We start from the raw sequence: 26175 nt of genomic DNA, 5'->3' as shown, positions 1-26175 counted from the left end.
AGCCCGCTTATGTCTGCCCCTCGTCCGCAAATGTCCGACCTTGCCCTCACGGCGCTGGCCCCGATGATCTGGGGCAGCAGCTATATTGTGACCACAACGTTTCTGCCCGGACAGGACCCCTTGCTGGTGGCGCTGCTGCGGGCGTTGCCTGCGGGGCTGTTGCTGCTGGTGCTGGTGCGGCGGCTGCCGCCGGTGGCGATGCTTTGGAAAATCACCCTTCTGGGCGCGTTGAACTTTGCCATCTTCTGGGCCTGCCTGTTTCTGGCCGCCTACCGCCTGCCCGGCGGGGTGGCGGCCACCTTGGGCGCGGCGCAGCCGTTGTTCGTGATTGCCCTGTCGGCGCTTTGGCTACAGATCCCGCCACGCATGCAGGCCATTGGCGCGGCCTTGGTCGGCGCGGCGGGTGTTGCGCTTTTGGTGCTGTCGCCCGAGGCGCAACTGGACATGATCGGTGTGCTGGCCGGGCTGGGCGGTGCGGCGTCTATGGCGGCGGGCATTGTGCTGAGCCGCAAGTGGCAGGGGGATATTCCGCCGCTGACCCTGACTGCCTGGCAAATGACCGCAGGTGGGCTGTTATTGCTGCCGGTGGTGGCCTGGCGGCTTGAGAGCTGGCCTGTGCTGGATGCCGGGAACCTGTTTGGACTGGCCTATATGAGCCTGATCGGCGGCGCGCTGACCTATGTTCTGTGGTTCCGGGGGCTGGGCCGGATTGCGCCTGCGCAGGTGTCCTTGCTGGGGGTGCTGTCGCCGCTGACGGCGGTGGTGCTGGGCGCGGCTTTGGCGGGCGAAGTGCTGACCGTTTGGCAGGCGATTGGCGCGGCGCTGGCGATGGGCAGCCTGTGGCTGGGGCAGGCGAAACTGTCGCCGCGCCGCCGCCGCGCCCCTAGCCGTGCGTGACCAGCGTGAAACCTTCCGCAGCCGTGGGCGCCACAAAATGCGCAGAGAACAGGCGGAACTGTTCTTCGGTCGCAGTAAAGGGGTGATCGCCCGCCGCATTGCGGGCATGGAGCCGGGCGAGGCAGACCGCGTCCGGCACATTGAGCAGATGCAACTGGTGATCCGCCCCGGCCTCTGTGAACAGCCCGCGCATCCAGTCCCGGTTGGTGATCGTGTTGGCGGGAAAGTCCAGCACGACCGAAACACCCGCCTGCAGCAGCGACACAACATGCGGGCCAATGGCGGTGCGCAGGCGGGCCGCATATTGGACATAGTCACGGGGGCTGCGGATTTCTTCCGGGTAGAGCGCGGCCAGAAGACTGTCTTCGGACAGACGCACCGCGCCCTCCCCCTCGAGCTGTGCAGCGAGGGTGGATTTCCCGGCGGCGATCTTGCCGCAGATCATATGCAGGGTGGCCGCCATCTGCGCGCCCTTAGTCAAACGAGACCGGCGGGACCGGCAGTTCGCTGGGGCATTCCAGCCCCTTGTGACATTGCAGGATCACATCCCCCGCCGCGCCATCGGCGGCCGAGAAGGCAAAAGACACACAAGGATCGAGCGGCAGCACCAGCGCATCCGCTTCCTGACGGGCAAACAGCAAGTAGCGTTCGCCGTCCTGCAGCGCGCCGCATTGGCCGGCCTCGCAATGGGATTCGATCAGCAATTCACCGGTGACGTCCTGATCAAAGAAGCGCTCGCCCAGCATCAGCCCCGTGAAATGCGCCGAGATGCGCTGCGGTTTTTTTGGTGCAGACTTGCCGCTTTGCGGCAGCGAGGTCGGATCAAAGCTGAGCCGCCCTTCGAGCACCACATATTCCGCCGCCTCTTCGCGGGCAATGATCTGATAGACATCCCCCGGCCCCATCGGCACGCAGGTCAGCGCCGCCGCTTGCGTCGCACTTAGGATCAGCGCCGCTGCGACCTTAGAGATGAGCACGGAACGCATCGACCACACGGGCATAGACCTCTTGTTTGAAGGGCACGATATTGTCGACCAGCTGATCGCCGGGCAGCCATTTCCAGGCGGTAAATTCTGGGTGGTCGGTTTCAATATTGATCTGATCATCGGTGCCTTTGAACCGGAGGAGGAACCATTTCTGTTCCTGCCCGCGCCATTTGCCGCCCCAGATTTCGGGCACCAGATCCACCGGCAGGTCATAGGCCAGCCAGCCGTCGGTTTCCGCAACCACATCGACCAGATCGGCGGTGACGCCGGTTTCTTCTTCCAGCTCGCGCAGGGCTGCGGCTTGCGGATCTTCGCCTTTGTCGATCCCGCCCTGAGGCATTTGCCAGGCGTCTTTGTGACGGTCGCTGCGCTGACCGACCCAAACATGGCCATCCGCGTTCATCAGCATGACGCCGACATTGGGGCGATAGGGCAGTTTGGCGATCTCTTCTGGGGTCATCTTCGGCTCCGGTCGGTTGAATTGGCCCAACTTAGACCCTGAGTGACCCGGCGGCGCAAGAGGGTGACGCCGCGTTGTCAGGTGACAATCCGGACAGGAGAGGCGATTTTGGCAGGCAAAGTTTAAGGGAGAGAGTCGTGACTGCGTACCCGAACATGCTGGCCCCGCTGGATCTGGGCTTTACCACGCTGAAAAACCGGGTCCTGATGGGCTCTATGCACACTGGTCTGGAAGAGACCGGCGACTGGAACCGCGTCGCCGAATTCTATGCCGAGCGCGCCCGGGGCGGTGTGGCCCTGATGGTCACCGGCGGCATTGGCCCGAATCTTGAGGGGTCGGTTCTGCCGGGGGCGTCGATGATGACCACGGAAAAGGACGTGGCGAACCATTCGATCATCACCAAACGCGTCCATGAGGCGGGCGGCAAGATCGCCATGCAGATCCTGCATGCGGGCCGCTATGCCTATGGTCCCAAATGTGTGGCGCCCAGCGCGATCAAATCGCCGATCTCCCCCTTCCCGCCGAACGAGCTGGATGAGGACGGCATTGAAAAGCAGATCGCCGACATTGTGAACGCCGCCGTGCTGGCACAGGAAGCCGGGTATGATGGCGTGGAGATCATGGGCTCGGAAGGGTATTTCCTGAACCAGTTCCTCGTGGCGCACACCAACAAGCGCACCGACCGCTGGGGCGGGTCTTACGAGAACCGCATGCGCCTGCCGCTGGAGGTGGTCCGCCGGGTGCGCGAGGCTGTCGGCACCGATTTCATCCTGATCTACCGCCTGTCGATGATCGACCTTGTGCCCAATGGATCGACCTTTGAGGAGGTGAAGACCCTGGCCAAAGCGGTCGAAAAAGCGGGCGCGACCATTATCAACACCGGCATCGGCTGGCACGAGGCGCGCATTCCGACGATTGCGACCTCGGTTCCGCGTGCGGCCTTTGCTTGGGTCACCAAGAAGCTGATGGGCGAGGTGAACATTCCGCTGATCACCTCGAACCGCATCAACACGCCCGAGGTCGCCGAAGAGGTGCTGTCGACGGGTTGTGCTGACATGGTGTCGATGGCGCGGCCGATGCTGGCGGATGCGCATTTTGTCGCCAAGGCCGAGGCCGGTGAAGGCGCTAAGATCGCGCCCTGTATTGCCTGCAACCAGGCCTGTCTGGACCACACGTTCTCCGGCAAGCTGACGTCCTGTCTGGTGAACCCGCGCGCCTGTGCAGAGACCGAGCTGGTGATTACCCCGGCGGAGGCGGTGAAAACCGTGGCCATCGTCGGCGCAGGCCCCGCCGGTCTGTCCACCGCGCTGACCGCGGCAGAACGCGGCCATAAGGTCACGCTGTTTGATCGCGACACGGAACTGGGCGGCCAGCTGAACATGGCCAAACAGATGCCGGGCAAGGAAGAGTTCTGGGGGCTGGTCGATTGGTACAAGACCATGGTCGCCGACAGCACGATCACGCTGAAACTGGGCACAGAGGTTGCGGCAGACGACCTGAAGGGCTTTGACGAGGTGATCATCGCCACCGGCGTGACGCCGCGCGACCCGGGCATTCCCGGTCAGGATCACCCGAAGGTGCTGTCTTACATTGACGTGCTGAAGCACAAGAAACCGGTTGGCGACAAGGTCGCGGTGATCGGTGCGGGCGGCATTGGCTTTGACGTGTCGGAATATGTTCTGCACGAAGGCGAAAGCCCGACCGAGAACCTGCCGATGTGGATGAAGGAATGGGGTGTTGCCGACCCGGCAGAGCACCGCGCCGGTCTGGCGCCCGAAGGCCCGCAGCCCCATGCGCCCGCGCGTCACGTGACCCTGTTGCAGCGCAAGCTGAAAGCCCACGGCAAAGGTCTGGGCAAGACCACCGGCTGGATCCACCGCGCGCAGCTGAAGATGAAGAACGTCGAGTTTCTGGGCGGTGTGAACTATGAACGCATCGACGACGAAGGGCTGCATGTGACCTTTGGCGAGGCGCGCGAGAACCCGACCGTGGTTGCGGCAGACACCGTAATTATGTGCGCGGGCCAGATCTCGCAGCGCACGCTGGCCGATCAGCTGGCCGAGGACGGCATCACCGCGCATGTCATCGGCGGCGCGGATGTGGCGGCGGAACTGGACGCGAAACGCGCAATCAACCAGGGCACCCGTCTGGCGGCGGCTCTTTAAGCGTCCCGAGACCTCACACGCGACAAAACGGCAAAACGGCGCGCCTTTCGGACGCGCCGTTTTTTTATCCAAGCCCCGTCAGACCCAGCCCCAGCCTGCGGCGGGCGCGTGGGCGCCTGATGCGGGCATGCTTTCGCCTGCGGCGTGCTTGCTTTCGCCTGCGGCGGGCGGGGCTCTCCCGCGCCCGCAGGGGCGCTGCCCTTTGGTCAGCCCCCCTTTATGCGGCCTTGGGCCGCGCGCCGGGCCGAAGGCCCGGCGCCACCCCCAACGGGACCGGAGGCTTTTTAAAGCCGCCGGGACGGGCGGGAGCCCCCCGCCCCTGTGGGGGCAGCCAATGGCAACGGCCGACCCCAGCTGCAAGGATCAGCCGTGCGTGGCCCTGCTGTCCTGTGGCGCGTTCTCGCGATCGTCCATCCCATAGTCGCGCAGGACCTGCGCCACACGCAGCCGGTAGCCCGCAAAGATCCCCCCACGCCCCTTGCTCTGCGCCGCGCGATGCGCTGTCTTTTGCCGCCATTTCGCGACCGCGGCCTCATCCTCCCAGAACGACAGGGACAACAGCTTGCCCGGTGTCGTCAGGCTCTGGAACCGTTCAACCGAGATAAACCCCTCCGCCGCCTCGACCAGTGCCTTCAGGGCGGCGGCCTCATCCAGATAGGCTGTCTCCTGCCCCTCCGCCGGTTCCAGCTCAAATATCACGGCTATCATCGCTCGCCCTCCTCAGCGGTGCCTTCAACCCGTTTCAGCCAACACCGATCCTCGCGCAGAATAAAGCCCCGCGACTGGGCAAAGTCATAGTTCTGTTTGCCCAACGCATCCGCCGCCAGCCGGGCGCGATAGGCCTCATAGGCCGCGAGGCTTTCTATGTTGTAGATCCCATAGGCCAGATTGGCCGAGCCCTCGTGTGGGGCAAAATACCCCAACAACTCTGCGCCTGCGCGGGGAATCGCTGTGTTCCAGGCGCGGGCATATTGGCGGAAATCCTCGTGTTTTCGGGGGTCGATGTCATAGCGGATCACGCAGGTTAGCATTGTTTCTCTCCTTTGGGCCGGGGATATGGCGCTGTTATTGGACCTGCCCAGACCCTAAACAATTGCGGCGACGCAAAGCTTCGATACGCATCGAAACAATTGAAAACCCTGACACTTTCCCTCAGCCAGCGATCCCTGCGCTTGTTTCCATTTTTTGAACGATCCTGCGTTTGTCGCTGCATTTTCTCAACTTGGCCCCGTTCTTGCCCGATTTCACCCCCACAACTGTTTCCCAACAGGATACGAAAGGGATGCGCGGGATGGACCGACTGACGGAAATGGAAGCCTTTGCCAATGTGGTGGACCAAGGTGGGTTTACCGATGCCGCCAAGAAGATGGGCATCTCCAAATCGGCTGTGTCCAAACATGTCTCCAGCCTTGAGGCGCGTCTGGGGGCCCGTCTGCTGAACCGGACCACCCGCCGTGTCTCTCCGACCGAGATTGGCTTGGCCTATTATGACCGTGCCCGCCGGGTGCTGAACGATGCGGGCGAAGCGGATGCGCTGGTGACCTCGATGCAATCGGCGCCCTCGGGCCTGCTGCGGATTTCGGTGGCCACCGATTTTGGCGTCAATCACCTGTCCCCGGTGCTGTCCGAATTCCTCAATGATTTCCCCGACATCACCGTCAATATGGTGCTGAACAACCGCTATGTTGAGCTGATCTCTGAAGGGTTTGACATGGCCGTGCGCATTGGTGAGCTGGAAGACAGCTCCCTGCGGGCCCGCAAGCTGTGTGACACCACCAAACGCATGATCGCCTCCCCGGCTTACCTCGAAAAATATGGCCGGCCGACGCGCATTGACGATCTCAACAACCACAAGCTGCTGCATTATTCGAACCAGTCGAGCGGCAACCTGTGGAAGATCACTGCGCCCTCCGGTGAGAAGCGTCAGGTGCGGTCTGCGGGCTGGCTGTCGGTGAACGACGGGCAATCCCTGCTGAACGCCGCTGTGTCCGGCCTCGGCATCGCTTACCTGCCGAGCTACCTTTATTCCGAAGCCATGGCTGAGGGGCTGATCGAAGATGTCATGCCCTCCCTCCCGGTTGAGACCCAGGGCATCTATGCGGTTTACCCGCCGGGCCGGTTCACCCAGCCCAAAGTGCGCGCTTTCATTGATTTCCTCGCCCATGCCTTTGCCGACAAAGGTCTGGAGACCTGGTAACCCGAACTCCCTCCCCGGCCGACCCAAGGCCGACTTGCCCCGCCTCAGTGACCCCGTGCTGATGGCGGGGTTTTCTTTTGCGCTGTTGGACAAACCGCGCCCTAGGGTGCGATCAGGACCACTTCGACCCGGCGGTTTTCTTCGCGCCCCTCCGGCGTTGCGTTCTGAGTGAGCGGCGCCATAAAGCCGGCCCCTGCGACCTGGAGTCGGTCGCCGCGCATGCCTTCCACCTCTTGCAAATGCTGGCGCACGGCGGCGGCGCGGCGACGGGAGAGGGCGGTATTGGCGTCCAGACTGCCAACCGTGTCGGTGTGGCCGACGATCAGCACCTTCCAGTCCGGTTCCGCCCGCAAGAGGGTTGCAAGGTCCTGAAGGCTTTGGATTTTACCGCTGGTCAGCACCGCAGATCCGGACTGAAACTCCACCTCTGTCAGCACCACATGGCCATAGGTCAGCAGCATCTGGCGCAGGCCGTCGGCCCCGGTATCAGCCGTGCTGTTGGCGGCGGTGCCGGACGTTGCATCAGCAGGGCCTGTGTCAGCAGAGCCTGTGTCGGTGGGCGCTTGCGCGCTGGCGGGCACGGTGTCGGGGTCAGCGGCCTGCGCGTCTGTGGCGGACAAGGCCGGGGCCTGCGCGCTGTGACGTTCGATCACCTGCACATAGACCGCGCCGCCAGACCGCGACACCAGCAAGGACAGGGCCATCCCATCGGCGTCCCGGCTGGCCGAGAGGAACTGAAAATCGGAAATCCGCACCCGCATGTCCGGGGCGGGAATGGTGTCGATGCCAAAGCGGAAGGCAAACCCGCCGCAGGCCTGGGCGGCGCAGCTGTATTCCACGTGAAACCCTGCGGCCTGCAACGCGTCGCGCAGCGGAGCAAACACCTCGAGCGTGGTCTGCGCCCCGGTGACCCGCCAGCTGCGCCGCCAGATGTGGCCTTCGACCGCGCGGGTTGGCACCAGATCCGCCTTGGCCGGCCCAACGGGCAAGTGCAGGGTCGCCAGCCCCCGATCCTGTTCGCGCAGCAATTCCGCAGCGGGGGGCAAGGCCATCTCGAGCGGCGCGGCTGCGGCGGCAGCCCCAAAGAACATGGCAAGGAAGGCGGGCGCGAAGAGGTGTTTCATTCGGTCTCGGATGTTCGGAACTGGCTGTGATAGTCGGGGTTGGGCTGCATGGCAGAGGCGCTGGCCACCCGGTTGGTCATATTGAAAAACGCTGCCACAGAGGCAATGTCCCAGATATCGCGATCCGAGAACCCGTGTTCGCGCAGGGTCTGGCGGTCGGGCTCCTCGATCTCGGCACTCGCGGTGGTGAGTTTGGCCGCGAAATCCAGCATCGCGCGCTGGCGGGCGTCGAGCGGGGCATAGCGGTAGTTCATCACCAGCTGCTCGCCCAGTTCGGGATCCCCCGAAAGCTGCCGCACCGCCGCGCCATGCGCCACCAGACAGTAGTAACAGCGGTTCAGCGAAGACACGACCACCGCGATCATCTCGCGCTCCAGTTTACTGATGCCGCTGTCGGCAAGCATCAGGTCATTGTACATCGCGGTGAAGGCATTCAGCTTTTCAATATCAAAGGCATAGGCCTTCAGAACATTGGGGATCATACCCAGCTTGTCCTGACAGATATCAAAGTAAGTCTGCGTCGGTTCCGGCAGCGGGTCGACCATTGGCAGATCCAGCGCGGTCGGGCTGTCTACGGGGTAGTTTGGGGTTTTGGCAGTCATGCGGGCTCCTCCTTGGGCGACGGGCTCTCCGTGGGGTCACTTCAGTCGCTGACCCGATAGTGGTAGCCGTCCCCCTGCTGCATGCCAAGCCGCGCATAGAGCGCATTTGCCCCCGCGTTCGCGGCCGTTGCCAAAACGCAGAGCTCGACCGCGCCGTGATCCCGCGCCCAGATCGCCGCCTGCCGCATCATCCATTCGCCCATACCATGGCGGCGGTGGTCCGCGCGGACCTCGAGCGCGTGCAGCATGGCGCGGCCTGCGTGGATGGCGACAAAGGCGGTGGCAGCGGGTTTGTCGTCGCGGCGGCCAAGGATCGCGGTTTTGGGACCACGGACCCGCTCCATCACCGCAAGCCGTTCCGGGCCAATGCCGCCTTCGGCCCAGATTTCGCGCTGGATGGCCAGCGGTTGCCAGACGCAGAAGGTGGTGACGCGCGGGATCTGCTGATCGCACAGCAGATCCACGGGACAGGACCAGAGCCGGGTTTCGTCCCGGGCCTCATAGCCGCGGGCTTGAAGAACGACGTCAAACCCTTCCTGAGCCGGGCGGATCTGGAAAATGCGCTTTTGTCCCAGCGCATCCATGCCGGCCTCGGCCTGCATCAACGCATCGTCGGTTGCGGCGTCGCGGCCCGCATCCAGCGTCGCCGCCGACACCCGACTGCCGCCGCCCAAGCCCTCGCGCAGGGTGAAGGGCCCGGATTTGATCCGCGCGGCGGCCGGCCATGTGGCGTCGAGCAGGTCAAAGACGAAAGGCGCGCTCACGCCAGACCCAGTTTATGGGCCAGCGCGGCCACGGCGGACTCGACCCGCGCGCCATCGGTGCCGCGCACCACGATATTTGCCCCAAAGGCACCGTTTTTCTGGAACGGGTAGCAGCCGATGGACAGGTCTGCGTAGTCCTCGGCCAGGGCCGAGAGCGGCGCGGCGATCTCGCCCTCGCCGCGATCCACACGCAGGGTCTGGCTCAGCAGCGGCTGGCCGCCGGTGATCAGCGGCAGGACCGTGGCGACCATGGCCTGAAACACAGAAGGCACACCCGCCATCACATGCACATTGTTCAACGTGAAACCGGGCGCTTTGGAGACCGGATTGTCGATCAGCGTCGCGCCATCCGGGATGCGGGCCATGCGCAGGCGGGCCTCGTTCAGCTCGGCCCCGGTCTGGGCGTAGTGTTCTGCGAGAATGGCGCGGGCATCGTCGCGCACATCAATCGAGGCGCCAAAGGCTGCGGCAATGCAGTCGGCGGTGATATCGTCATGGGTCGGCCCGATCCCGCCCGAGGTGAAGACATTGTCGTATGCCTGCGACAGCGCCGTGACGGCGGCAATGATTGCATCGCGGTCGTCCGAGACAATGCGCACCTCATTGAGGTCAATGCCGCGCTTGCTGAGCTCGCCTGCGAGGTGGAACATATTGGCATCGCGGGTGCGTCCCGAGAGGATTTCGTCACCGATCACCAGCATGGCGGCTGTGGGGTTGGTCATTGGGGGATCTCCCGGAAAAGTCGTGGTTGGCGAGAGGATAGGGCGCTGTGCGGTGGGCGCAACCGATAAGGACGCAGGAAAGGGCTTTGCCCCTCTGGCCTGCGGCCATTCACCCCAGAGTTTCATGGGCCAAAAGAAGCGGTTTGATTTCGCAGAGGTTTGAGGCAGGAAGGGCGCATGGAATTTCCCACGCCCCTGATCCCCGCCACGCTGATCAAACGTTACAAACGGTTTCTGGCCGACTGCCGCCTAGAGGATGGGCGCGAAGTGACGGCCCATTGCGCCAATCCCGGATCGATGATGGGGCTGGCGGAGCCGGGCATGACGATCTGGCTGGAGCCCAATGACGACCCGAAGAAAAAGCTGAAGTTTGGCTGGCGGCTGGTGGAACATGCGGGTGGGCATTTCACCGGCGTTGATACATCCGTGCCCAACCGCGCCCTGCGTGCGGCGCTGGAGGCGGGCGAGATCGCGGAGCTGGCCGCGTATAAAACCCTGCGCGCGGAGGTGAAATACGGTGAGAAAAGCCGAATAGATTTCCTGCTGAGCCAAGAGGGCTTGCCCGAGTGTTATGTCGAAGTGAAATCCGTGACCCTGTCGCGCGCTGCGGGGCTGGCCGAATTTCCCGACAGCGTGACCGCACGCGGCACCAAACATCTGGGCGAGCTGACCAAAATGGTGGCTGCCGGGCACCGGGCGGTGATGTTCTATCTGGTGCAGCGCACCGATTGTGACCGCTTTGCCTTGGCGGGTGACATTGACCCGACCTATGCCGCCGCTTTTGAGGACGCGCAGGCGGCGGGGGTGGAGCGGCTGATTTATGACACCGTTATCAGCCCGCAGTCTGTGCGCTTGGGGCGGGCTTTGCCGCCCGTTTGATGCCGGTTTGTTATGGCCCCTCTGGTTCTTTTTTCTGTTTGCGCTTAGATAGAGCGAAACGCGACAGACATCTTTTACAGCCCGGAGCTTTTTCGCAATGAGATCCAAAGACGGCCGCACCACCAAAGACGGCATCCGCATTTATGAGCCGGGCGATTTTGCCGGCATGCACAAGGCGGGCGCATTGGCGGCACAGATCCTTGATGACATTGCCGAACACGTCTTTCCCGGCCAGACCACTGGCAAGATCGACGAGCTGATCACCAAGATGGTCAACGACGCCGGCGCGACCTCGGCCACCATTGGGTATAAAGGCTATCAACACGCCAGCTGTATCAGTGTAAACCATGTGGTCTGCCACGGCATCCCCGGCGCAAAGGTGCTGAAGGATGGCGATATTTTGAACATTGACGTCACGGTGATTGTCGATGGTTGGTTCGGCGACACCAGCCGCATGTATGTGGCAGGCAAACTGTCCCGCAAGGCCGAACGTCTGGTCCAGGTGACCCATGATGCGCTGATGAAAGGTATCGAGGTCGTGCGCCCCGGTAATACCTTTGGTGACATCGGCCACGCCATTCAGTCCTATGCCGAAAGCCAGCGCACCAGCGTTGTGCGCGATTTCTGCGGTCATGGTCTGGGTCTGGTGTTCCACGCGCCGCCGAACGTGCTGCACTATGGCCGCCCCGGCACCGGCCCCGTTCTGGAAGAAGGCATGTTCTTCACCATTGAACCAATGCTGAACCTGGGCCGTCCCGAAACCAAAGTGCTGGCCGATGAGTGGACCGCGGTGACCCGCGACAAATCGCTGTCGGCGCAGTTTGAGCATTCGGTGGGTGTAACCGCGGATGGCGTGGATATTTTCACCCTTTCCCCGAGCGGTAAGTTCCACCCGACCTACGGGTAAGGGTTTTAGAGGGGCTCTGCCCCTCTGGCCTGCGGCCATTCACCCCGGGATATTTGCAAAAAGATGAAAGCCAGAGCGCGACGCCCTGGCTTTCTTTGTTCTGGCTGTGTTGTGGCGTTCTTTGAACAGCTTAGATTTTGCAGCGCTTTTCAGATGCCAGTTTGACCAGCACTTCGTTGCGTTCATTGGCCGCTTCCAGCGCCTGCGTGGCATTGGCGTGGTTGCCGATCACCGCAGGCCAGAACAGGATGGCTGCTGCGACATTGGTGCCGGAAACAGAGCGGCCTTTTTGGGCCTCGGCGCGGATTTCGTCCAACTGGTGCAGCTGATGTTCGATCTCGGCGCAGCTGAGGTTACGGTCACCTGCATTGGTCCGTGTCACCACTTCGGGGGAGACACAGGCCGACAGGCCAAGAACGGATGCCAAGGTGAGCGCGATGGTCTTTTTCATTTGAAATTGCCTTCGATGAAATGTCTGTGGTCATAAGCGGAAAACCGCCGCGCCAAGCTAGCCAAAATCACCGAAGGCTCAATAGGTTACAATCGCAGGCGACGTTCGCATTCTTTTGTTGGCAAAGATGCAACAGATGCGGACCTAGCCCTCCTCCGCCCACATCAGGGTGATATGGGTGTCGCCGTATTTGCGGCTGCTTTCCGGAGTGTATCCTGCGGGGCAGTTTTGTGGCGCGCTTTCTTCCCAGATCAGCAGCGCGCCGGGGGCGATCCAGCCGCCGTCGCCTGCGACTGCGAGGGCTTTTTCCCCCAGACCTTTGCCATAGGGCGGGTCGAGGAAAATCACGTCAAAGGGTGCGTCCGGGTTCTGGCCCAGTTTCAGCGCGTTGCGGCGGATCAGGCGGGTCTGATCGCGGGTGCGCAGCAGGTCGATGTTCTTGGAGATAAGGCCCTGCGCGATGCGCCCGTCATCCACGAAGGTGACGTGTTCTGCCCCGCGCGACAGGGCCTCGAGTCCGAGCGCGCCGGTGCCTGCAAACAGATCCAGAACCCGTGCACCCGGAATGGCGCCGGTGTGCATGAGCACATTAAAAAGGCTTTCGCGCACCCGGTCGGTGGTCGGGCGCAGATGCGCGCCTGCATCGCCTTTGCCCACCGCGGTCAGCGCGCGGCCGCGGAAATCACCTGCGATGATCCTCATGCGCGCAGCAGCGGTTTGAGGTCGGCGCTGGCGTCGGCGACCACGGACTTATCGGCGGTTTTGCCGGCATCAATCAGCCGTTTGGCCACCATATAGGCGCGCGGATCGTTCATCGCATCCACCGCCAGAAGCTGGTCGCCTGCGTAATACCAGAAGGATGTCGTCGCGCCCTCGCCTGCGCGGGTGACAACGGTATCGTAGCCAGTGTTGAGCCCCGCGATCTGCAGTTTCACGTCATACTGATCGGACCAGAACCACGGCTGCGCGGAGTAGTCCTGTGCCGCGCCCATCATGTTCTGGGCGACCACTTCGGCCTGATCGATGGCGTTGGGCACAGATTCCAGACGGATGCGGCGGCCCTGATGCGGAAAAGAGGCGCAGTCGCCTGCGGCCCAGATGCTGGCATCCGAGGTGCGCCCCTGCGCGTCGACCTTGATGCCATTGTCCAGATCCAGCCCGGCCAATTCGGCCAAGTCAGTGGCGGGTTCAATGCCGACGCCAACAACGACAAAATCCACCGCCAGCTCTGCCCCATCGGTCAGGGTGGCACTGGTGACTTTGCCATCCGCACCGGTCAGGTGATCCAGCCCGGTGCCTTCGAGAATGTTCACACCATGGCCCGTGTGCAGGGCGCGGAAGTAATCCGAGGTCTCGGGCGCGGCGACGCGCTGCAGGATCCGATCGGCCATTTCCACCAGCGTCACATCCAGACCAAGCTTGGCGCAGACGGCTGCGGCCTCCAGCCCGATATAACCACCACCAACAATCAGCACGCGGGCGCCGGGCTGCACGGCAGGGGCCATGGCGTCCACATCCGCCAGATCGCGCACCACAAAGACCCCCTCCAGATCGCCGCCAATCGCCGCGGGCAGACGACGCGGCACCGACCCGGTGGTCAGCGCGAGCTGGTCGTAGGCAATGTCTTCCTCTCCGATCTGGATCGTCTTGGCCTCGGCATCAATGCCGTTGACCCAAGTGCCCATGCGTAGGGTGATGTCCTGATCCGCGTAGAAGCTTTCGGGACGCAGGAACAGGCGCTCCTTCTCCATTTCGCCCAGCAGATAGGCCTTGGACAGGGGCGGACGCTGATAGGGCGGCACCGTTTCGCCGCCGATCAGGGTGATGTCGCCCTCGAACCCGTCCTTGCGCAGCTTTGCCACAAGCGACGCCCCGGCCTGGCCTGCGCCGATCACTACGAAATGGCTCATCTCGCCCCTTGCCTCCTGATGCAGTTCTTCTAACCTCTGGTTCGGAGCCTATAGCACCTTGGCCCCTGTAAAACCAATCACCTGAAAAGGACCGCGCCCATGATTTCCGTTGGTGACACCCTGCCTGACGCCACCCTGATTGAAATGACCGCTGAGGGCCCCGCTGCGGTGCCGCTGGCCGAACGCGTGAAAGGCCGCAAAGTGGTGATCTTTGCGGTGCCGGGTGCGTTTACGCCGACCTGTTCCTCGGCCCATGTGCCGAGCTTTGTGCGCACCAAGGCGCAGTTTGATGCCAAAGGCGTGGATGAAATCATCTGCGTGTCCGTGAACGACCCCTTTGTGATGGCCGCCTGGGGCGAGGCCACCGGCGCCACGGCGGCAGGCATCACCATGCTGGGTGATTCTGAAAGCCAGCTGACCGCCGCGCTGGGGCTGGAATTTAGCGCACCGCCTGCGGGTCTTCTGGCGCGCTCGCGTCGTTACGCCATGCTGGTGGACCAAGGTGAGGTAAAAATCCTGCACCTCGAAGAAAGTCCGGGCACCTGCGAACTGTCCGCTGGCGAAGCCTTGCTGGATGCGATGTAATCCGCGCGAAAGGCCTTCGGGCCTTTCGACCCTAAGCAGTTTCAGTCCTTATTAAAGACCCCAAGACGATGACCGACACGCACAGCCCTGCGACCCATCCGGCCAAAGTAATGGCCGATGTGATGGAAGAGATCAATTCTGCCTGCGCCTTTGTGGCGCGCGAAGACGGGTTTGACAGCGCGCAGGCACTGCGGGTGGCGCTGCGGCGGTTGCGGTCCGGACTGACCCTGTTCCGCCCGCTGTTGCCGGTGGAGCACAATAAAGCCCTGCTGGAAGAGGCCCGCTGGCTGGCGGCCGAGGTCACCCGGCTGCGCGATCTGTTTCTGCTGTCGCAGGATACGCTGACGCCCGCGCGGGTGGCGCTGCCCAACAACGCCGCGCTTGCGGCGCTGGAAGAACGGGTGCTTGCCGCAACAGAGCGCGCGCGCACATCGCTGCTGGCGCTGTTGCAAGGTGACCGGGTCGCGGCCCTGCTGGCCGCTGCGACAGAGATGACGGATGAGGCGTTCTGGAAACCGGTGACCGGCGATACAGCCCGACTGGAGACCCTGTGTCACGAGGTCATGGAGTTGCGTCTGGATCAGGCCATTCGGCATGGGGAGACCCTGAAACGGCTGGATCCACAAAGCCGCGACAGCTTCCGCAAAAGCCTGCGCAAACTGCGGGCGACAGCGGAATTCAGCCAGACCTTGTTTGCCAACAAAAAGACCAAGGCGTTTTTGAAGCAGTTGAAAAAGCTGATGGATTCGATGATGGCGGCGCGCGATGCATCAGCGGTGCGGGCCACATTAGAGGCGCTGGTCGCAGAGATGGATGACACGGCGGCAGCCGAACGTCACATCGCCGGAGAGCTGATCAAAGCCAAAGAAGCCGGCGTCGGATTGGACAGCAAACGGCTGCAAAAGCTGTGGCGTGCAACAATTGCGCTACCGCCCTATTAATTCACTGGATTTTACGCCGGGAGCCTTCCTACACTCTGAGTAATTTTTACGGAGTGATTTATGGCTTATCAAATTTTCCGCAGCATCGCTGCGCTGCCGCTGCTTGTTCATATTGGCGCGGCGATTGCGACGTTTGTCGGTTTCAACTGGATCAAAGCGCGCCTCGACGCCAGCTATGCCGCATCAAACCACCCGGTCGATTACGCCACCGGGCAGACGACTTTTGATGGCGCGGCGATCAAAGGGTTCTACGCCCATATGAGCGATCTGGGCACGCTGGATGTCTATCGCACCACGCAGCTGATCGACTTTGGCTTCATTCTGGCGATTGCCTGCATGGGGCTGTTTTTCTGCACGCTGGTTGCGCGCGCATCGCGCGACGGCAGCTGGGGGCGCTGGCTGGGGCTGACGGCGGGGCTTTGTGCCGTGATGGGCGCGATCTGTGACGCGATCGAGAACGGCTGGTCGTTTGTGATGCTGGCTGACCCGGACGGATTCGCCGATTGGCTGGCCCTGCCCTATTCGGGGTTTGCCAGCCTGAAGTTCGCCTTCATCACCGCCGCCATGGGCTGTCTGTTGCTGAGCCTGCTGTGCGCCGCCGCCGGACGGTTGAGCCGCCGTGTGGCCATCGGCTGAACGCTTAGATCAGGCTGTCCATCTTGCGGGCCAGTTTCGCATCCAGCGCGCTGAGCCCGTCCACATCATGGGTGGTCAGTTCCACCACCACGCGGTTGTAGACATTGCTCCATTCCGGGTGGTGGTTCCATTTCTCGGCCCAGATGGCGGCTTGGGTCATAAAGCCAAAGGCCTCCACAAAGCTCTTGAATTTGAATTCCTTACGGATGGAATCGCGGCCCTCGACCATGGCCCAGCCGGTGTCAAACAGCGGCGCAAGCAGGGGGCCGCGGGTTTCTTCAGAGAGTTTCTCGGTCAATCTTGCTCCTCCTGTTGCGCGTTGCGGAAAGGACCATAGTCAGTGAGGATTTCGATCTCCTCGTCCACGGCGGCGCGTTCGGCCTGCAGGTAGTCTTCAATAGCACGGGCAAAGCCCGGATCCGCCACCCAATGCAGGCTGTGGGTCTGGGTCGGCAGGTATCCGCGGGCCAGCTTGTGTTCGCCCTGCGCCCCGGCCTCGACCCGCCCGAGCCCCATCTGAATGGCCAGGTCAATGGCCTGATAATAGCACAGCTCGAAATGCAGGCAGGGGTGATGTTCGGTGCAGCCCCAGTAGCGGCCATATAGGGTGTCACGCCCAATGAAGTTCAGCGCGCCTGCCACCGGCACGCCATCGCGTTCGGCCAAGACCAGCGCCATGTCGTCGGCCAGAACGTCCTGCGCGATATCGAAAAATCTGCGGGTCAGATAAGGCGTGCCCCATTTGCGGCTGCCGGTGTCTTGGTAGAAGTCCCAAAACGCATCCCAATGTTCGGGGCGCAGGTCCGCGCCCGAGTAGGTGCGAATGTCACCGCCAAACCCCTGCGCCTGCGCGCGTTCTTTGCGGATGTTCTTGCGTTTGCGCGACGACAGCGCCGCAAGGAAATCGTCAAAGCTGCCGTAGGCGTCGTTCAGCCAATGAAACTGCTGACTGGCCCGGTGCATCAGGCCCATGTCGCGGCCCACCTCGGCCTCGACCTCGGAACAGAAGGTGATGTGCAGCGACGACAGGCTGTTGTTTTCGGCAAATTGCACCGCGCCCTGCACCAGGGCGGAATGGCCCATGCCCTCATAGCCCGGACGCACCAGAAACCGCCGCCCCGTGGCGGGGGTAAAAGGCACAGCGATCTGTAGTTTTGGATAATAGCGCCCACCCGCCTGTTCGTAGGCATGGGCCCAGTTGAAATCGAAAATATATTCGCCCTGGCTGTGCCCCTTGGCATAAAGCGGCGCGCAGGCAATCAGCTGCCCGTCTGCATAGGCCGTCAGATACTGCGGCTGCCAGCCGGTGCCGGTGCCGACAGAGCCCGAGTCCTCCAGCGCCAGCAGGAAGCGATGCGTGGTGAACGGGTCATTGGGGCGGGTGCCATCTTCGGCCTCGGGACAGGCGCAGGCGTCCCAGTCCGCGGCCGCGATCTGCCGCAGAGACCCCAGAACCTGAACCTCGATCTGTGCCTGTTCCCTGCCGTCCATCGGTTGCTCCCGGTTCGTGTCGTGCCTTTGGCAACTATCTGGGGGCAAAGCGTCTGGGATCAAGCGGGAAGCGGCGCCGGGTAGCCCTCAAAGGTGATATTGTCCACATGTTTGCGCACTTCGGCCTCTTCTGCCTGAGAGCGGATCGTCCAGGACAGGATCGGAACGCCCGCGGCGCGCAGCTCTTGCACACGGGGACGGGCGGCATCGGCGCGTTCATGGCTGATGAACTGCGCCCGCGTGCGGTCAAAATCCGGGATCTCGCGCAGCGTGTTGCACAGCGTTTCAGACAGCGGCCACTGCGCCGGATCGTAGGAACTGGTGGTGAGGCCGCGCGGGATTTCCGGCGCGAGTTCGGCCAGTTTAGCCACGGAATGCGGGTTGAAGGACATCAGCGCGACATCGCCCCCATAGCCCTGAAGCGCGGCCACAGTCGCAGCCTCGAGCGCGCCAATATCGGTGCCCATTGCACCGTCCTGATCCTTCAGTTCAATCAGCAAAGGCACGCGGCCTGCGACCAGCGCCAGAACTTCGGTCAGGGTCGGAATGCCCTCGCCGTCACCGCCCTTGAGCGCGATGGCCGACAGCTCAGCCGCGCTGCGCTGACGCACCGCGCCCGTTTCATCTGTCAGGCGGTCGAGCGCATAGTCATGAAAGACCATCGCCTGCCCGTCCGCCGACAATTGCAGATCGATTTCAATACCATAGCCCGCATCCATCGCAGCGCGAATTGCAGCACGGCTGTTTTCGGGACGGCCAGCGTCCAGATCGTGGAAGGCGCGATGCGTGATCGGCAGGTCGCAAAAGATGCGGGGCAGCATTGGTATTAGACCTCGATTTGGAAGATGCCGTCGATTTCGACCGCAACACCCAACGGCAGGGACGGCGACGCCACAGCAGAGCGCGCGTGGCGGCCCTTGTCGCCCAGCACTTCGACCAAAAGGTCAGAGGCGCCGTTGACGACCTGCGGCTGCTGGGTGAAGTCGGCGGTGGAGTTCACAAAAGCGCCCAGCTTCACAACGCGCACCAGCTTGTCCAGATCGCCACCGCAGGCGGCTTTGACCTGTGCCAGCAGGGACAGCGCGCAGCGTTTGGCCGCAGCCTGGCCTGCCTCAACGTCCAGATCGGCGCCCAGAGTGCCGGTGATCAGGCCGTTTTCATCGGCCGAGATCTGGCCAGAGACATGCACAAGGTCGCCCGCGACCACAAAAGGCACATAGTTCGCCGCCGGTGCCGGGGCGTCGGGCAGGGTCAGACCGAGGTCCTTCAGTTTGGCTTCAACGCTCATGATGTCTTCTCCTTGATAGGCATGAGATTTCGCCCGGACCCTAGCCGGGAAATCTAACGTCTGAAAGAAGAAATGCGACACCTGAGAGACCGATTTTCAACCCGCACGCGCGCCCGGCCTTAAACCGGATGCGCCTGCTGTTGTTCCGGCCAAAACGCTCAGCTTTCGCGGAAGGCTTTGACAAAATAATCGGTCAGCGGCTGCACCAGATAGGCCAGCGGTGTGCGATCTGCGGTGCGGATAAAACTCTCCACCGGCATGCCGGGAATGAGGGTGGTGCCCGCAGGCAGGCGGTCCAGTTCACCGGGGTTGATCTCGACCTCGGCGCGGTAATGCGACAGGCCGGTGTTGCGGTCCTCGAACGCATCCGCAGACACAAGGGTCACGGTGCCAAAAAGCTCCGGCGTCTGGCGCTGGTCCAGCGCGGGCAGACGCAGGGACACGGCCTGTCCGACAAAGATCTGGTCGATGTCCGTCGGCGCCACCTGCGCGGCAATCACCAGCGGACGGTCCTGCGGCACGAGGTACAGCACCGGATCAGCCGGGCGAATAACCGAACGCGGCGTCTGCACGGTCATGCCATAGACCACGCCCGACACCGGTGCGGTGATATCCAGACGGGTCAGACGGTCGCGCAGACTGCGGCGGTTTTCAGCCAGCTCGACCTCTTGATAGCGCAGGTCACGCAGACGGGTGATTGCTTCTTCGCGGCGGCCCGTGTCGAGTTTCAGCGCCTCAATATCGAGTTCGGTGATCCGCCCTTCGGCCTGCGCCTCGGTTGCGATCAATTCGCCCAACGCGCCTTCGAGGTCGGCTTTGGTGCGGCTGAGGTTCAGCACCACAGAGGCCTGCGCCAGCCCGCGGTCCAAAAGCGACTGCTGATTGGCCAGTTCTTCGTCGATCAGATCCAGTTGTTTGCGGGTCGATTCCTGCTGCGCCTGCACGCCAATGATCTGTTCGTCGATCTGCGCGCCGCGTTTCTGCAACTGTTCGATTTCCTTGGCGATGGAGTCGCGACGGGCCTGAAACAGGCGTTTCTGACCTTCCATCAGATCGGCCACATCGGCGCTGCCTTTGGCGGCTTCGATCAGTTCCGCGTCATAGGTGATGGTATCAAGGCTGTCGCGTTCCGCTTCAAGGCGGGCGCGGCGGGCCATCATTTCAAACAGCTGACCTTCGACGATCACCAGCTGCGAGGTCAGATCATTGGAATCGAGTTTCAGCAGAACATCGCCTGCTTCGACCGTGTCCCCTTCGTCCACCAGGATTTCCGACACAATGCCGCCGTCCAGATGCTGGACAACCTGACGGTTGCGGTCAACTTCGATCCGGCCGGTGGCCACCACGGCGCCCGCGATGGTCGACAGCGTCGCCCAAGAGCCAAAGCCCCCCAGAAGAACCGCAAGGCCAAACATCCCAAGGAAGATGGAGTTGCGAACGGACCACTTGTTATTCTCGTTCATCCCTCGCCGTCCTTCTTGTTGCTGGCGCTTACTTTTTTGCTGCTGGCGCTGAGGGCCGGGTTCATGCCCGCGGTGCCCATGGAGGCGCTGGCAGAGCCTTTCACAAGGGTATCATTGCCCTTTGCGCTGTCTTGCCCCCCGGTCTTCTGGGCGGGCGCGACCTTGGAGGGTGCGCCCGGCGTCGCGGGCTGCTGGACTTGCTGACCTTTGGCGACGGCCTGCTGGCGCGCCTGAGAGGACCAGCTGCCCTGTGATTTGCGCGGCGCGGATTTCTGGATGTCCTGATGATTGGCCACCATTTCGCGCAGAACGTCGTCTTTGGGGCCAAAGGCGGTCATGGTGCCTTTGTCGATCACCAACAGCATATCACATTCCTGAATGGCTGCCGGGCGATGCGCCATGATCAGAACCGAGCGGCCATCCGCTTTCATCTGTTTGATCGCAGAGTTCAGCGCCACGGAGCCTTCGTTGTCGAGGTTGGAGTTCGGCTCGTCCAGGATCACGATCATCGGGTCGCCATAGAGCGCGCGGGCCAGACCAATGCGCTGCATCTGACCGCCCGATAGACGGCCGCCATTGGCACTGACGCGGGTGTCATAGCCATCCGGCAGCTTCACAATCATGTCATGGGCGGCGGCCTTTTTGGCGGCATTCACAACCTGAGTTGCGTCCGGCGCGGAGGACAGGCGGGCGATATTGTCGGCAATGGTGCCGTCAAACAGCTGCACGCGCTGCGGCAGGTAGCCAATATGTTCGCCCAGCACCTCGGCGTCGTATTGATTGAGCGAGGCCCCATCCAGACGCACGGTGCCAGCCGCCGCCCGCCAGGCCCCGGTCAGGGCTTTGGCCAGTGTGGATTTACCGGACCCGGACGGGCCGATCACACCAATTGCCTGCCCCGGTTCGACCTTGAAGGTCACATTGCGCAGCTGCGGGCGGGTTTCACCCGGCGCCATCACAGCCAGCGCCTGCACGTCCAGTTTTGCCTTGGGTTTGGGCAGCGGGGTGCGGTCTTCTTCGGGGGGCGTGGTGCCCAGAAGCTCTGCCAGGTTCTGCCAGCCTTTGCGGGCGCGCTGCACGCTGGCCCATTGGCCAAGGCCCAGCTCGATCGGCGCCAATGCCCGGCCCAGCAGGATCGACCCGGCGATAATCGCACCTGAAGACACCTCGTTCTGCAGCACCAGATAGGCCCCCATGCCCAGCATCGCCGATTGCAGGAACAGGCGCAGGGATTTTGTCACCGTGGTAAAGCCACCACCGGTGTCAGAGGCCACAACACTGTCAGCAAGCGACTGATCGCGCAGCACTTTCCAGCGGGCAAAGGCAGCTTTGCGCATGCCCATGGCCTGGATCATCTCGGCCTCGTTGCGGATGCTTTCGCTCATCAGGTTGGCCTGCTGAGATCCCGCATTGGCCTTTTGCAGCGGCGATGTGCTGAACAGCTGGTTCAACAGCGCAATGCCCACAAGGACAAGGCCGCCGCCAAGCGCCAGCAACCCCAGATAGGGGTGGAACAGGGCAATACCTGCAAGGAAGATCGGCGTGAACGGCAGGTCAAACGCCGCCGTCAGAACCGGAGAGCCGATCAGGCGCTGGATCGACTCCAGATCCGACAGGCCGGTCTGCGCAATTTTGTCATTGGACACAGCCGATCGGCGAATCATTGCGTCAAACACACGTTTGTCGAGATCGGCCTGGAAGTTCGCCGCGACCCGGCGCAGGATGCGACCACGGACCAGATCCAACAGGCCCATCATTGCATAAAGGAAAACCACCAGAAGCGAGAGCGCGAGCAATGTGGCCTCGGAGCGGCTGCCCAGAACGCGGTCATAGACCTGCATCATATAGAGCGGACCGGTGAGCATCAGCATGTTCACAAAAACACTGAATATACCAACAAACCAATACAATGACCGCCCGCGGCGCCGTGCCTCGAGAAGTTCTTCGTGACCGTGCTGAACAAGATTTTTTTTCATCGGGGGCCTAGTAAACCGTTTATGTGAACTCCTTATAAAGAGCGGAATGCGTTTAACAAAGGGTGTCTGGATTCTGTACCCAAACTGTCACATATGGGCGCCTTCCTGCCGAAAAGGCTGGGCATCCCGTGTGACATCACTATGTGAAGGTCGGGATCGGGCTAAAACCGAGAAGAACAGATAGTTGTGGACCAGTTTAGAATGACCGCTGCCCCCGAACAAATTTCAACCACAGATGTGGTTTTTTCGACAAAGACCGCTGTGCGGGCTGGCGCGGTTGCGCTGCTCTGCCTGACGTCGGCCTGCGCCACGCAGAACCCCGAGGCACGCGCCGCAGGCGAGATCTTTGACCCCTACGAGAACACCAACCGGGGCATTCACAAATTCAACGTCGCCGTGGACCGCTATGCGTTCCGCCCGGCATCCAAAGGCTATGTCGCCATCGTGCCGCCGGATATGGTCACGGCCTTTTCCAACTTTGCCGAAAACCTGTCGATGCCCGGCAATGCGGTGAACTATCTGCTGCAGGGCGACCTGAAAATGGCGGGCACCGCGACCGCGCGCTTTATGATCAACACCGTTCTGGGTGTGGGTGGCTTTGGGGATGCGGCCAGTGATTTTGGCGTGGCGGAAACCCGCACCGATTTCGGCGAGACCCTGCACGCATGGGGCGCGGGCGAAGGGGCCTATGTGGAGCTGCCGCTGCTTGGCCCCTCCACCAGCCGCGATGCGGTGGGCACCCTTGTTGATTTCTTCACCAACCCGATTGGTGCGCTGGAAAACAACCCCGTTGAAAACATCGATATCTATGCCGAGGTTGTCGACCGTCTGGGCCAGCGTGGCACCTATTCGGACACCGTGGACTCGATCCTTTATGACAGCGCCGACAGCTATGCGCAGGGGCGTTTGATCTATTTGCAAAACCGCCGCTTTGAACTGGGCCAGGAGGATGCAACCTCCGAAGTGGATCCGTTCGAGCTTGATACCGGAGGCTTCTAATGATGCAGCGCCGCACTTTTCTGACCACGCTCGCCGCTGCGGGCGCAACTGCCATTGCCACACCGCTGTGGGCGGCGCTGAACGAGGCCTCTGCCTCGGCGCTAATCAACAAGCTGGTGGGGGACATCAACAAGGCGATCGACAGCGGCAAGGGCAAATCTGCCATGTTCCGCGATTTCGAGAAGATCTTCGCCCGCTACAGCGATACAAAATCAATCGCGGCCTATACCATGGGTGTGGACGCGCGCCGCGCAACGCCTGCGCAGAGAAAAGCGTACTCCAAAGCGTTCCAGTCCTATATCTCGCGCAAATACGGCAGCCGTTTCCGCGAATTCATCGGTGGCCGTCTGGAGGTTACCGGCGTCAAGAAGGTGAAGCGCTGGTACGAGGTGTCCTGCGTCGCCTACCTGCGTGGTGAGTCGCCTTTTGAAGTGACTTTTTTGGTTTCTGATCGTTCTGGCAAGCCTTTGTTCTTCAACATGTACATCGAAGGCGTGAACCTGCTGCTGACCGAACGCACCGAGATCGGCGCGATCATCGACCGCAATGGCGGCGACATCGACAAGATGATCGCTGAGCTGAAAAATCTGGGCTGAAAAACTGGGCTGACACCCGCCCGCTGGATACAGCAAAGGCCCCGAAAGGGGCCTTTTTCACGTCTGGGGGCTGAACAGTGTCTCAGCGATTATCTTTCATCAGGCGCTGCTTCTGCCGGTTCCAGTCGCGCTTGGCCGCGGTTTCGCGCTTGTCGTGGTTCTTCTTACCCTTGGCGATGCCGATCTTGATCTTGGCGCGGCCGCGGTGGTTGAAGTACAGAACCAGCGGCACAAGGGTCATCCCCTTGCGCTGGGTTGCATTCCACAGGTCAGACAATTCCTTCCGCGACACCAGCAGTTTGCGGCGGCGGCGCTCTTCATGTTTGAAGACTTTTGCCTGCTCGTAGGGGGGAATGTAGGAATTCACCAGGATCAGTTCGCCATCCTCAACAGCCGCATAGCTGTCGGCAATGTTCACACCGCCTGCGCGCAGCGCCTTCACCTCGGAGCCCTCGAGCACAAGGCCGCATTCGATGTCTTCCTCGATTGCGTAATCAAACCGCGCCCGCCGGTTTTCGGCGACGATCTTGTAATTGGGATCTGTCTTCTGATTGGCCATGGGCGGCAGATGTAAGCGCGCAGGAGCCGGGGCGCAAGATGGATCAGGCTTTTTGGCTTCTGATCAAGGTAAAGACCCCACTTCCAACAACAATCACCGACCCCACAAGCGTCCAAAGGTCAGGCTGTTCCCCAAAGACCAGCACCGCCAGCACCATGGCAAAGACCAGCCGCGTATAGCGGAAGGGGGCCACCACGCCGATATCCCCCGACCGCATCGCCGCCGTCAGCGCGCTATAGGCAAAGACGCCTGCCGCGATGGTTGCCAACAGGCTGAGCCAGCCAAAAGACGAGGGCCAGACCGCACCACCGGTGACACACAGCAGGATGGCGCCCGCTACCACCAGCATGGCAAAGCCGAAAATCCCCAGCTGCGCATTGGTCATATCCCGGGGGGCTGCGCGCGTGGCCAGATCGCGCCCGGCAAAGCCCAGCATCCCAAACACCGCCCAAAGGGAGGCCCATTCAAACCCCTCAAGGCCCGGCCGCAGGATCAATAGCACCCCGCAGAACCCCACCGCGATGGCCAGCCAACGCCGCCAGCCGACGGTTTCCCCAAAGAACACCACCGCACCGGCGGTCACCACCAGCGGCGTTGCCTGCAAAATCGCCGAGGCCGAGGACAAAGGCGTCAACACAATCGCCAAGGTGAAACACAGGCGCCCTGCGACCTCGGCCACGCAGCGCCACAACAGCGGCCGCGTGCCAAAACCCGGGTGCCAGAGGGGCTGACCTTGCGCACGCGCTTGCATTGCAAACACCACCATCCCACCCAGCCCGAAGAGGATCAGGATCTGCCCTGTCGGCAGTTCGGCCGCGATGTATTTGATCACCATGTCCTCAAGCGCAAAGCCCGCCATGGCCAGCACCATCCACAGGCTGCCGCGCTGGGTGTCAGTCATCTTTGTCTCCGGCCTGTTTGGGTTCGGCCTGTTTCGGTTCGGCCTGTTTGAGTTCGGCCTGTTCGCTTGATGGGTAATGCATTGTGCTCAGGAACGTGCTTCCCTCAGGACCGGAGCGATAGCCATGAGGCCGATCGCCGCGGAAGCGCAGGCCCCGGTGCTGGGCGACCGCCTGCCATTGCCCGTCGAGTTGCATCTCGAGCGCACCATCCAGCAGAACCACATCCTCCCAGGTGCCGCTCATATGCGCGTCGCTCAGATGGGTCTGGCCGGGCTGCAGGGTCACTTCAAACGTCTCCTGCGCCAGCCAGGGATCAAAGGCAAAAACCGTTGCCACCGCAATCTCTTTTGAGAACACCGGCGCATTTTCCGCCGCAGGGGCCGCTCCGCCTGCGATCAGGCAGGTCAGCGGCAGGCGAAAGCCGCGCGCGATTTTCCACAGGGTTGCCAGCGTTGGGCTCGACTCGCCGCGTTCGATCTGACCCAGCATGGCCTTACTCACGCCGGTCAACTCAGCCGCGCGGGCAAGGCTGAGCCCCGCCGCCTGACGCCGCGCGCGCAGGTCCGCGCCGATCTGCACATCGTCCACTTCCGCTGCCATCTCTGCCTCTTGGAATTCCGCTCTGGACATCTGTGACCGTTATAACGCACAAAGGCAAGGCGTGCGTTATAACGG

General features: G+C 62.3%; 31 protein-coding genes. 10 read left to right on the top strand and 21 right to left on the bottom strand.

From position 1 onward, the window contains the following. Positions 1 to 9: 9 nt before the first annotated feature. Positions 10 to 897, top strand: a complete 888-nt coding sequence (locus TRM7557_RS04505; protein WP_082626510.1) for an EamA family transporter — start codon at positions 10 to 12, stop codon at positions 895 to 897. On the opposite strand, the gene TRM7557_RS04500 is transcribed toward TRM7557_RS04505, so the two are convergent. Genes TRM7557_RS04500 through TRM7557_RS04490 form a run of 3 tightly spaced genes read right to left on the bottom strand, consistent with a single transcriptional unit; the run spans position 884 to position 2343 of the window. Then, positions 884 to 1360: a P-loop nucleotide/nucleoside kinase family protein gene (locus tag TRM7557_RS04500; RefSeq protein ID WP_058289027.1), complete on the bottom strand. Its 477-nt coding sequence runs from the start codon at positions 1358 to 1360 to the stop codon at positions 884 to 886. The genes TRM7557_RS04505 and TRM7557_RS04500 overlap by 14 nt on opposite strands. A gap of 10 nt (positions 1361 to 1370) precedes the next feature. Further along, the gene (locus TRM7557_RS04495; protein ID WP_235811393.1) at positions 1371 to 1883 is read right to left on the bottom strand and encodes a hypothetical protein; all 513 of its coding nucleotides are present in this window, start codon (positions 1881 to 1883) and stop codon (positions 1371 to 1373) included. Continuing rightward, complete coding sequence (locus tag TRM7557_RS04490) at positions 1861 to 2343, bottom strand: RNA pyrophosphohydrolase (RefSeq protein ID WP_058289026.1); 483 nt, start codon at positions 2341 to 2343, stop codon at positions 1861 to 1863. The genes TRM7557_RS04495 and TRM7557_RS04490 overlap by 23 nt, the downstream gene beginning before the upstream one ends. A gap of 137 nt (positions 2344 to 2480) precedes the next feature. On the opposite strand from TRM7557_RS04490, the gene TRM7557_RS04485 reads away from it, so the two are divergent. Then, the gene (locus TRM7557_RS04485) at positions 2481 to 4508 is read left to right on the top strand and encodes an NADPH-dependent 2,4-dienoyl-CoA reductase (protein ID WP_058289025.1); all 2028 of its coding nucleotides are present in this window, start codon (positions 2481 to 2483) and stop codon (positions 4506 to 4508) included. 363 nt (positions 4509 to 4871) lie between these two features. On the opposite strand, the gene TRM7557_RS04480 is transcribed toward TRM7557_RS04485, so the two are convergent. Both TRM7557_RS04480 and TRM7557_RS04475 read right to left on the bottom strand, forming a co-directional pair. Then, on the bottom strand, positions 4872 to 5216 hold the full coding sequence (locus tag TRM7557_RS04480) for an antibiotic biosynthesis monooxygenase family protein (RefSeq protein WP_058289024.1): 345 nt from the start codon (positions 5214 to 5216) through the stop codon (positions 4872 to 4874). After that, the gene (locus TRM7557_RS04475) at positions 5213 to 5539 is read right to left on the bottom strand and encodes an NIPSNAP family protein (RefSeq protein WP_058289023.1); all 327 of its coding nucleotides are present in this window, start codon (positions 5537 to 5539) and stop codon (positions 5213 to 5215) included. The genes TRM7557_RS04480 and TRM7557_RS04475 overlap by 4 nt, the downstream gene beginning before the upstream one ends. Before the next feature lie 260 nt (positions 5540 to 5799). Here TRM7557_RS04475 and TRM7557_RS04470 point away from each other — a divergent pair, with 260 nt between their 5' ends. After that, the gene (locus TRM7557_RS04470; protein WP_058289140.1) at positions 5800 to 6705 is read left to right on the top strand and encodes a LysR family transcriptional regulator; all 906 of its coding nucleotides are present in this window, start codon (positions 5800 to 5802) and stop codon (positions 6703 to 6705) included. 101 nt (positions 6706 to 6806) lie between these two features. On the opposite strand, the gene TRM7557_RS04465 is transcribed toward TRM7557_RS04470, so the two are convergent. Genes TRM7557_RS04465 through TRM7557_RS04450 form a run of 4 tightly spaced genes read right to left on the bottom strand, consistent with a single transcriptional unit; the run spans position 6807 to position 9917 of the window. Continuing rightward, complete coding sequence (locus TRM7557_RS04465; RefSeq protein ID WP_058289022.1) at positions 6807 to 7829, bottom strand: OmpA family protein; 1023 nt, start codon at positions 7827 to 7829, stop codon at positions 6807 to 6809. Beyond that, positions 7826 to 8431 carry a peroxidase-related enzyme gene (locus TRM7557_RS04460; protein WP_058289021.1) on the bottom strand — a complete coding sequence of 202 codons (606 nt, stop codon included), beginning with the start codon at positions 8429 to 8431 and terminating at the stop codon, positions 7826 to 7828. The genes TRM7557_RS04465 and TRM7557_RS04460 overlap by 4 nt, the downstream gene beginning before the upstream one ends. Before the next feature lie 41 nt (positions 8432 to 8472). Further along, the gene (locus TRM7557_RS04455) at positions 8473 to 9195 is read right to left on the bottom strand and encodes a GNAT family N-acetyltransferase (protein ID WP_058289020.1); all 723 of its coding nucleotides are present in this window, start codon (positions 9193 to 9195) and stop codon (positions 8473 to 8475) included. Continuing rightward, positions 9192 to 9917 (bottom strand): competence/damage-inducible protein A, encoded by a 726-nt coding sequence (locus TRM7557_RS04450; protein WP_058289019.1) that lies wholly within the window; start codon positions 9915 to 9917, stop codon positions 9192 to 9194. The genes TRM7557_RS04455 and TRM7557_RS04450 overlap by 4 nt, the downstream gene beginning before the upstream one ends. Before the next feature lie 177 nt (positions 9918 to 10094). Here TRM7557_RS04450 and sfsA point away from each other — a divergent pair, with 177 nt between their 5' ends. Both sfsA and map read left to right on the top strand, forming a co-directional pair. Continuing rightward, a complete protein-coding gene (gene sfsA / locus TRM7557_RS04445; RefSeq protein WP_058289018.1) occupies positions 10095 to 10796 on the top strand; it encodes a DNA/RNA nuclease SfsA in 702 nt (233 codons plus the stop codon). 97 nt (positions 10797 to 10893) lie between these two features. Next, complete coding sequence (map, locus tag TRM7557_RS04440) at positions 10894 to 11703, top strand: type I methionyl aminopeptidase (protein WP_058289017.1); 810 nt, start codon at positions 10894 to 10896, stop codon at positions 11701 to 11703. Between the two features lie 130 nt (positions 11704 to 11833). On the opposite strand, the gene TRM7557_RS04435 is transcribed toward map, so the two are convergent. The 3 genes from TRM7557_RS04435 to TRM7557_RS04425 form a co-directional block, all read right to left on the bottom strand. Beyond that, entirely contained in the window at positions 11834 to 12154 is a 321-nt protein-coding gene (locus tag TRM7557_RS04435; protein WP_058289016.1) for a hypothetical protein, read from the bottom strand. 144 nt (positions 12155 to 12298) lie between these two features. Beyond that, positions 12299 to 12856, bottom strand: coding sequence for a 16S rRNA (guanine(966)-N(2))-methyltransferase RsmD (rsmD, locus tag TRM7557_RS04430; protein WP_058289015.1), 558 nt, complete (start codon positions 12854 to 12856; stop codon positions 12299 to 12301). Further along, positions 12853 to 14064, bottom strand: coding sequence for an NAD(P)/FAD-dependent oxidoreductase (locus tag TRM7557_RS04425; RefSeq protein ID WP_058289014.1), 1212 nt, complete (start codon positions 14062 to 14064; stop codon positions 12853 to 12855). The genes rsmD and TRM7557_RS04425 overlap by 4 nt, the downstream gene beginning before the upstream one ends. A 99-nt stretch (positions 14065 to 14163) precedes the next feature. Here TRM7557_RS04425 and TRM7557_RS04420 point away from each other — a divergent pair, with 99 nt between their 5' ends. The 3 genes from TRM7557_RS04420 (at position 14164) to TRM7557_RS04410 (ending at position 16226) form a co-directional block, all read left to right on the top strand. Next, a complete protein-coding gene (locus TRM7557_RS04420) occupies positions 14164 to 14649 on the top strand; it encodes a peroxiredoxin (protein ID WP_058289013.1) in 486 nt (161 codons plus the stop codon). Between the two features lie 68 nt (positions 14650 to 14717). Continuing rightward, a complete protein-coding gene (locus TRM7557_RS04415) occupies positions 14718 to 15590 on the top strand; it encodes a CHAD domain-containing protein (RefSeq protein ID WP_058289012.1) in 873 nt (290 codons plus the stop codon). Positions 15591 to 15650: 60 nt separating this feature from the next. Beyond that, complete coding sequence (locus TRM7557_RS04410; RefSeq protein ID WP_058289011.1) at positions 15651 to 16226, top strand: hypothetical protein; 576 nt, start codon at positions 15651 to 15653, stop codon at positions 16224 to 16226. A gap of 4 nt (positions 16227 to 16230) precedes the next feature. Here the strand turns inward: TRM7557_RS04410 and TRM7557_RS04405 are convergent, their stop codons facing one another. From TRM7557_RS04405 to TRM7557_RS04380, 6 genes are all read right to left on the bottom strand, one after another. Further along, positions 16231 to 16524: a 4a-hydroxytetrahydrobiopterin dehydratase gene (locus TRM7557_RS04405; protein ID WP_058289010.1), complete on the bottom strand. Its 294-nt coding sequence runs from the start codon at positions 16522 to 16524 to the stop codon at positions 16231 to 16233. After that, on the bottom strand, positions 16521 to 17717 hold the full coding sequence (locus tag TRM7557_RS04400; RefSeq protein ID WP_058289009.1) for a GNAT family N-acetyltransferase: 1197 nt from the start codon (positions 17715 to 17717) through the stop codon (positions 16521 to 16523). Before TRM7557_RS04400 ends, TRM7557_RS04405 begins: the two co-directional genes overlap by 4 nt. A gap of 59 nt (positions 17718 to 17776) precedes the next feature. Then, positions 17777 to 18538 carry a glycerophosphodiester phosphodiesterase family protein gene (locus tag TRM7557_RS04395; RefSeq protein WP_058289008.1) on the bottom strand — a complete coding sequence of 254 codons (762 nt, stop codon included), beginning with the start codon at positions 18536 to 18538 and terminating at the stop codon, positions 17777 to 17779. 5 nt (positions 18539 to 18543) lie between these two features. Continuing rightward, positions 18544 to 19005, bottom strand: a complete 462-nt coding sequence (locus tag TRM7557_RS04390; RefSeq protein ID WP_058289007.1) for a RidA family protein — start codon at positions 19003 to 19005, stop codon at positions 18544 to 18546. A 158-nt stretch (positions 19006 to 19163) separates the two neighbouring features. Next, complete coding sequence (locus tag TRM7557_RS04385; RefSeq protein ID WP_058289006.1) at positions 19164 to 20468, bottom strand: HlyD family type I secretion periplasmic adaptor subunit; 1305 nt, start codon at positions 20466 to 20468, stop codon at positions 19164 to 19166. Then, positions 20465 to 22444, bottom strand: a complete 1980-nt coding sequence (locus TRM7557_RS04380) for a type I secretion system permease/ATPase (protein WP_082626509.1) — start codon at positions 22442 to 22444, stop codon at positions 20465 to 20467. The genes TRM7557_RS04385 and TRM7557_RS04380 overlap by 4 nt, the downstream gene beginning before the upstream one ends. Positions 22445 to 22645: 201 nt before the next feature. Between TRM7557_RS04380 and TRM7557_RS04375 the strand changes: the two genes are divergently transcribed. Together TRM7557_RS04375 and TRM7557_RS04370 are read left to right on the top strand one after the other, a co-directional pair. Then, positions 22646 to 23443, top strand: a complete 798-nt coding sequence (locus TRM7557_RS04375; RefSeq protein ID WP_058289005.1) for an MlaA family lipoprotein — start codon at positions 22646 to 22648, stop codon at positions 23441 to 23443. A gap of 2 nt (positions 23444 to 23445) precedes the next feature. Then, the gene (locus tag TRM7557_RS04370; protein ID WP_058289139.1) at positions 23446 to 24039 is read left to right on the top strand and encodes an MlaC/ttg2D family ABC transporter substrate-binding protein; all 594 of its coding nucleotides are present in this window, start codon (positions 23446 to 23448) and stop codon (positions 24037 to 24039) included. 82 nt (positions 24040 to 24121) lie between these two features. On the opposite strand, the gene smpB is transcribed toward TRM7557_RS04370, so the two are convergent. The 3 genes from smpB to TRM7557_RS04355 are packed head-to-tail and all read right to left on the bottom strand — an operon-like array spanning position 24122 to position 26100. Continuing rightward, positions 24122 to 24598 carry an SsrA-binding protein SmpB gene (gene smpB, locus TRM7557_RS04365; RefSeq protein WP_058289004.1) on the bottom strand — a complete coding sequence of 159 codons (477 nt, stop codon included), beginning with the start codon at positions 24596 to 24598 and terminating at the stop codon, positions 24122 to 24124. Positions 24599 to 24641: 43 nt separating this feature from the next. Next, on the bottom strand, positions 24642 to 25499 hold the full coding sequence (locus tag TRM7557_RS04360) for a DMT family transporter (RefSeq protein WP_058289003.1): 858 nt from the start codon (positions 25497 to 25499) through the stop codon (positions 24642 to 24644). Further along, complete coding sequence (locus tag TRM7557_RS04355) at positions 25492 to 26100, bottom strand: helix-turn-helix domain-containing protein (protein WP_058289002.1); 609 nt, start codon at positions 26098 to 26100, stop codon at positions 25492 to 25494. The genes TRM7557_RS04360 and TRM7557_RS04355 overlap by 8 nt, the downstream gene beginning before the upstream one ends. Between the last annotated feature and the right edge of the window lie 75 nt (positions 26101 to 26175).

The sequence above is a fragment of the Tritonibacter multivorans genome (assembly GCF_001458415.1).
Taxonomy (GTDB): Bacteria; Pseudomonadota; Alphaproteobacteria; order Rhodobacterales; family Rhodobacteraceae; genus Epibacterium; species Epibacterium multivorans.
This window is presented reverse-complemented; position numbering and strand designations above follow the sequence as displayed.

Bases quoted from the DNA above. Each gene is read 5' to 3' on its own strand.
- TRM7557_RS04360 (WP_058289003.1), bottom strand. From the start codon at position 25,499: ATGACTGACACCCAGCGCGGCAGCCTGTGGATGGTGCTGGCCATGGCG.
- TRM7557_RS04370 (WP_058289139.1), top strand. From the start codon at position 23,446: ATGCAGCGCCGCACTTTTCTGACCACGCTCGCCGCTGCGGGCGCAACT.
- TRM7557_RS04400 (WP_058289009.1), bottom strand. From the start codon at position 17,717: ATGGACGGCAGGGAACAGGCACAGATCGAGGTTCAGGTTCTGGGGTCT.
- TRM7557_RS04480 (WP_058289024.1), bottom strand. From the start codon at position 5,216: ATGATAGCCGTGATATTTGAGCTGGAACCGGCGGAGGGGCAGGAGACA.
- sfsA (WP_058289018.1), top strand. From the start codon at position 10,095: ATGGAATTTCCCACGCCCCTGATCCCCGCCACGCTGATCAAACGTTAC.
- TRM7557_RS04415 (WP_058289012.1), top strand. From the start codon at position 14,718: ATGACCGACACGCACAGCCCTGCGACCCATCCGGCCAAAGTAATGGCC.
- TRM7557_RS04465 (WP_058289022.1), bottom strand. From the start codon at position 7,829: ATGAAACACCTCTTCGCGCCCGCCTTCCTTGCCATGTTCTTTGGGGCT.
- smpB (WP_058289004.1), bottom strand. From the start codon at position 24,598: ATGGCCAATCAGAAGACAGATCCCAATTACAAGATCGTCGCCGAAAAC.
- TRM7557_RS04505 (WP_082626510.1), top strand. From the start codon at position 10: ATGTCTGCCCCTCGTCCGCAAATGTCCGACCTTGCCCTCACGGCGCTG.
- TRM7557_RS04395 (WP_058289008.1), bottom strand. From the start codon at position 18,538: ATGCTGCCCCGCATCTTTTGCGACCTGCCGATCACGCATCGCGCCTTC.
- TRM7557_RS04355 (WP_058289002.1), bottom strand. From the start codon at position 26,100: ATGGCAGCGGAAGTGGACGATGTGCAGATCGGCGCGGACCTGCGCGCG.
- TRM7557_RS04500 (WP_058289027.1), bottom strand. From the start codon at position 1,360: ATGGCGGCCACCCTGCATATGATCTGCGGCAAGATCGCCGCCGGGAAA.
- TRM7557_RS04475 (WP_058289023.1), bottom strand. From the start codon at position 5,539: ATGCTAACCTGCGTGATCCGCTATGACATCGACCCCCGAAAACACGAG.
- TRM7557_RS04470 (WP_058289140.1), top strand. From the start codon at position 5,800: ATGGACCGACTGACGGAAATGGAAGCCTTTGCCAATGTGGTGGACCAA.
- TRM7557_RS04495 (WP_235811393.1), bottom strand. From the start codon at position 1,883: ATGCGTTCCGTGCTCATCTCTAAGGTCGCAGCGGCGCTGATCCTAAGT.
- TRM7557_RS04435 (WP_058289016.1), bottom strand. From the start codon at position 12,154: ATGAAAAAGACCATCGCGCTCACCTTGGCATCCGTTCTTGGCCTGTCG.
- TRM7557_RS04375 (WP_058289005.1), top strand. From the start codon at position 22,646: ATGACCGCTGCCCCCGAACAAATTTCAACCACAGATGTGGTTTTTTCG.
- rsmD (WP_058289015.1), bottom strand. From the start codon at position 12,856: ATGAGGATCATCGCAGGTGATTTCCGCGGCCGCGCGCTGACCGCGGTG.
- TRM7557_RS04490 (WP_058289026.1), bottom strand. From the start codon at position 2,343: ATGACCCCAGAAGAGATCGCCAAACTGCCCTATCGCCCCAATGTCGGC.
- map (WP_058289017.1), top strand. From the start codon at position 10,894: ATGAGATCCAAAGACGGCCGCACCACCAAAGACGGCATCCGCATTTAT.
- TRM7557_RS04420 (WP_058289013.1), top strand. From the start codon at position 14,164: ATGATTTCCGTTGGTGACACCCTGCCTGACGCCACCCTGATTGAAATG.
- TRM7557_RS04450 (WP_058289019.1), bottom strand. From the start codon at position 9,917: ATGACCAACCCCACAGCCGCCATGCTGGTGATCGGTGACGAAATCCTC.
- TRM7557_RS04380 (WP_082626509.1), bottom strand. From the start codon at position 22,444: ATGAAAAAAAATCTTGTTCAGCACGGTCACGAAGAACTTCTCGAGGCA.
- TRM7557_RS04460 (WP_058289021.1), bottom strand. From the start codon at position 8,431: ATGACTGCCAAAACCCCAAACTACCCCGTAGACAGCCCGACCGCGCTG.
- TRM7557_RS04390 (WP_058289007.1), bottom strand. From the start codon at position 19,005: ATGAGCGTTGAAGCCAAACTGAAGGACCTCGGTCTGACCCTGCCCGAC.
- TRM7557_RS04410 (WP_058289011.1), top strand. From the start codon at position 15,651: ATGGCTTATCAAATTTTCCGCAGCATCGCTGCGCTGCCGCTGCTTGTT.
- TRM7557_RS04385 (WP_058289006.1), bottom strand. From the start codon at position 20,468: ATGAACGAGAATAACAAGTGGTCCGTTCGCAACTCCATCTTCCTTGGG.
- TRM7557_RS04425 (WP_058289014.1), bottom strand. From the start codon at position 14,064: ATGAGCCATTTCGTAGTGATCGGCGCAGGCCAGGCCGGGGCGTCGCTT.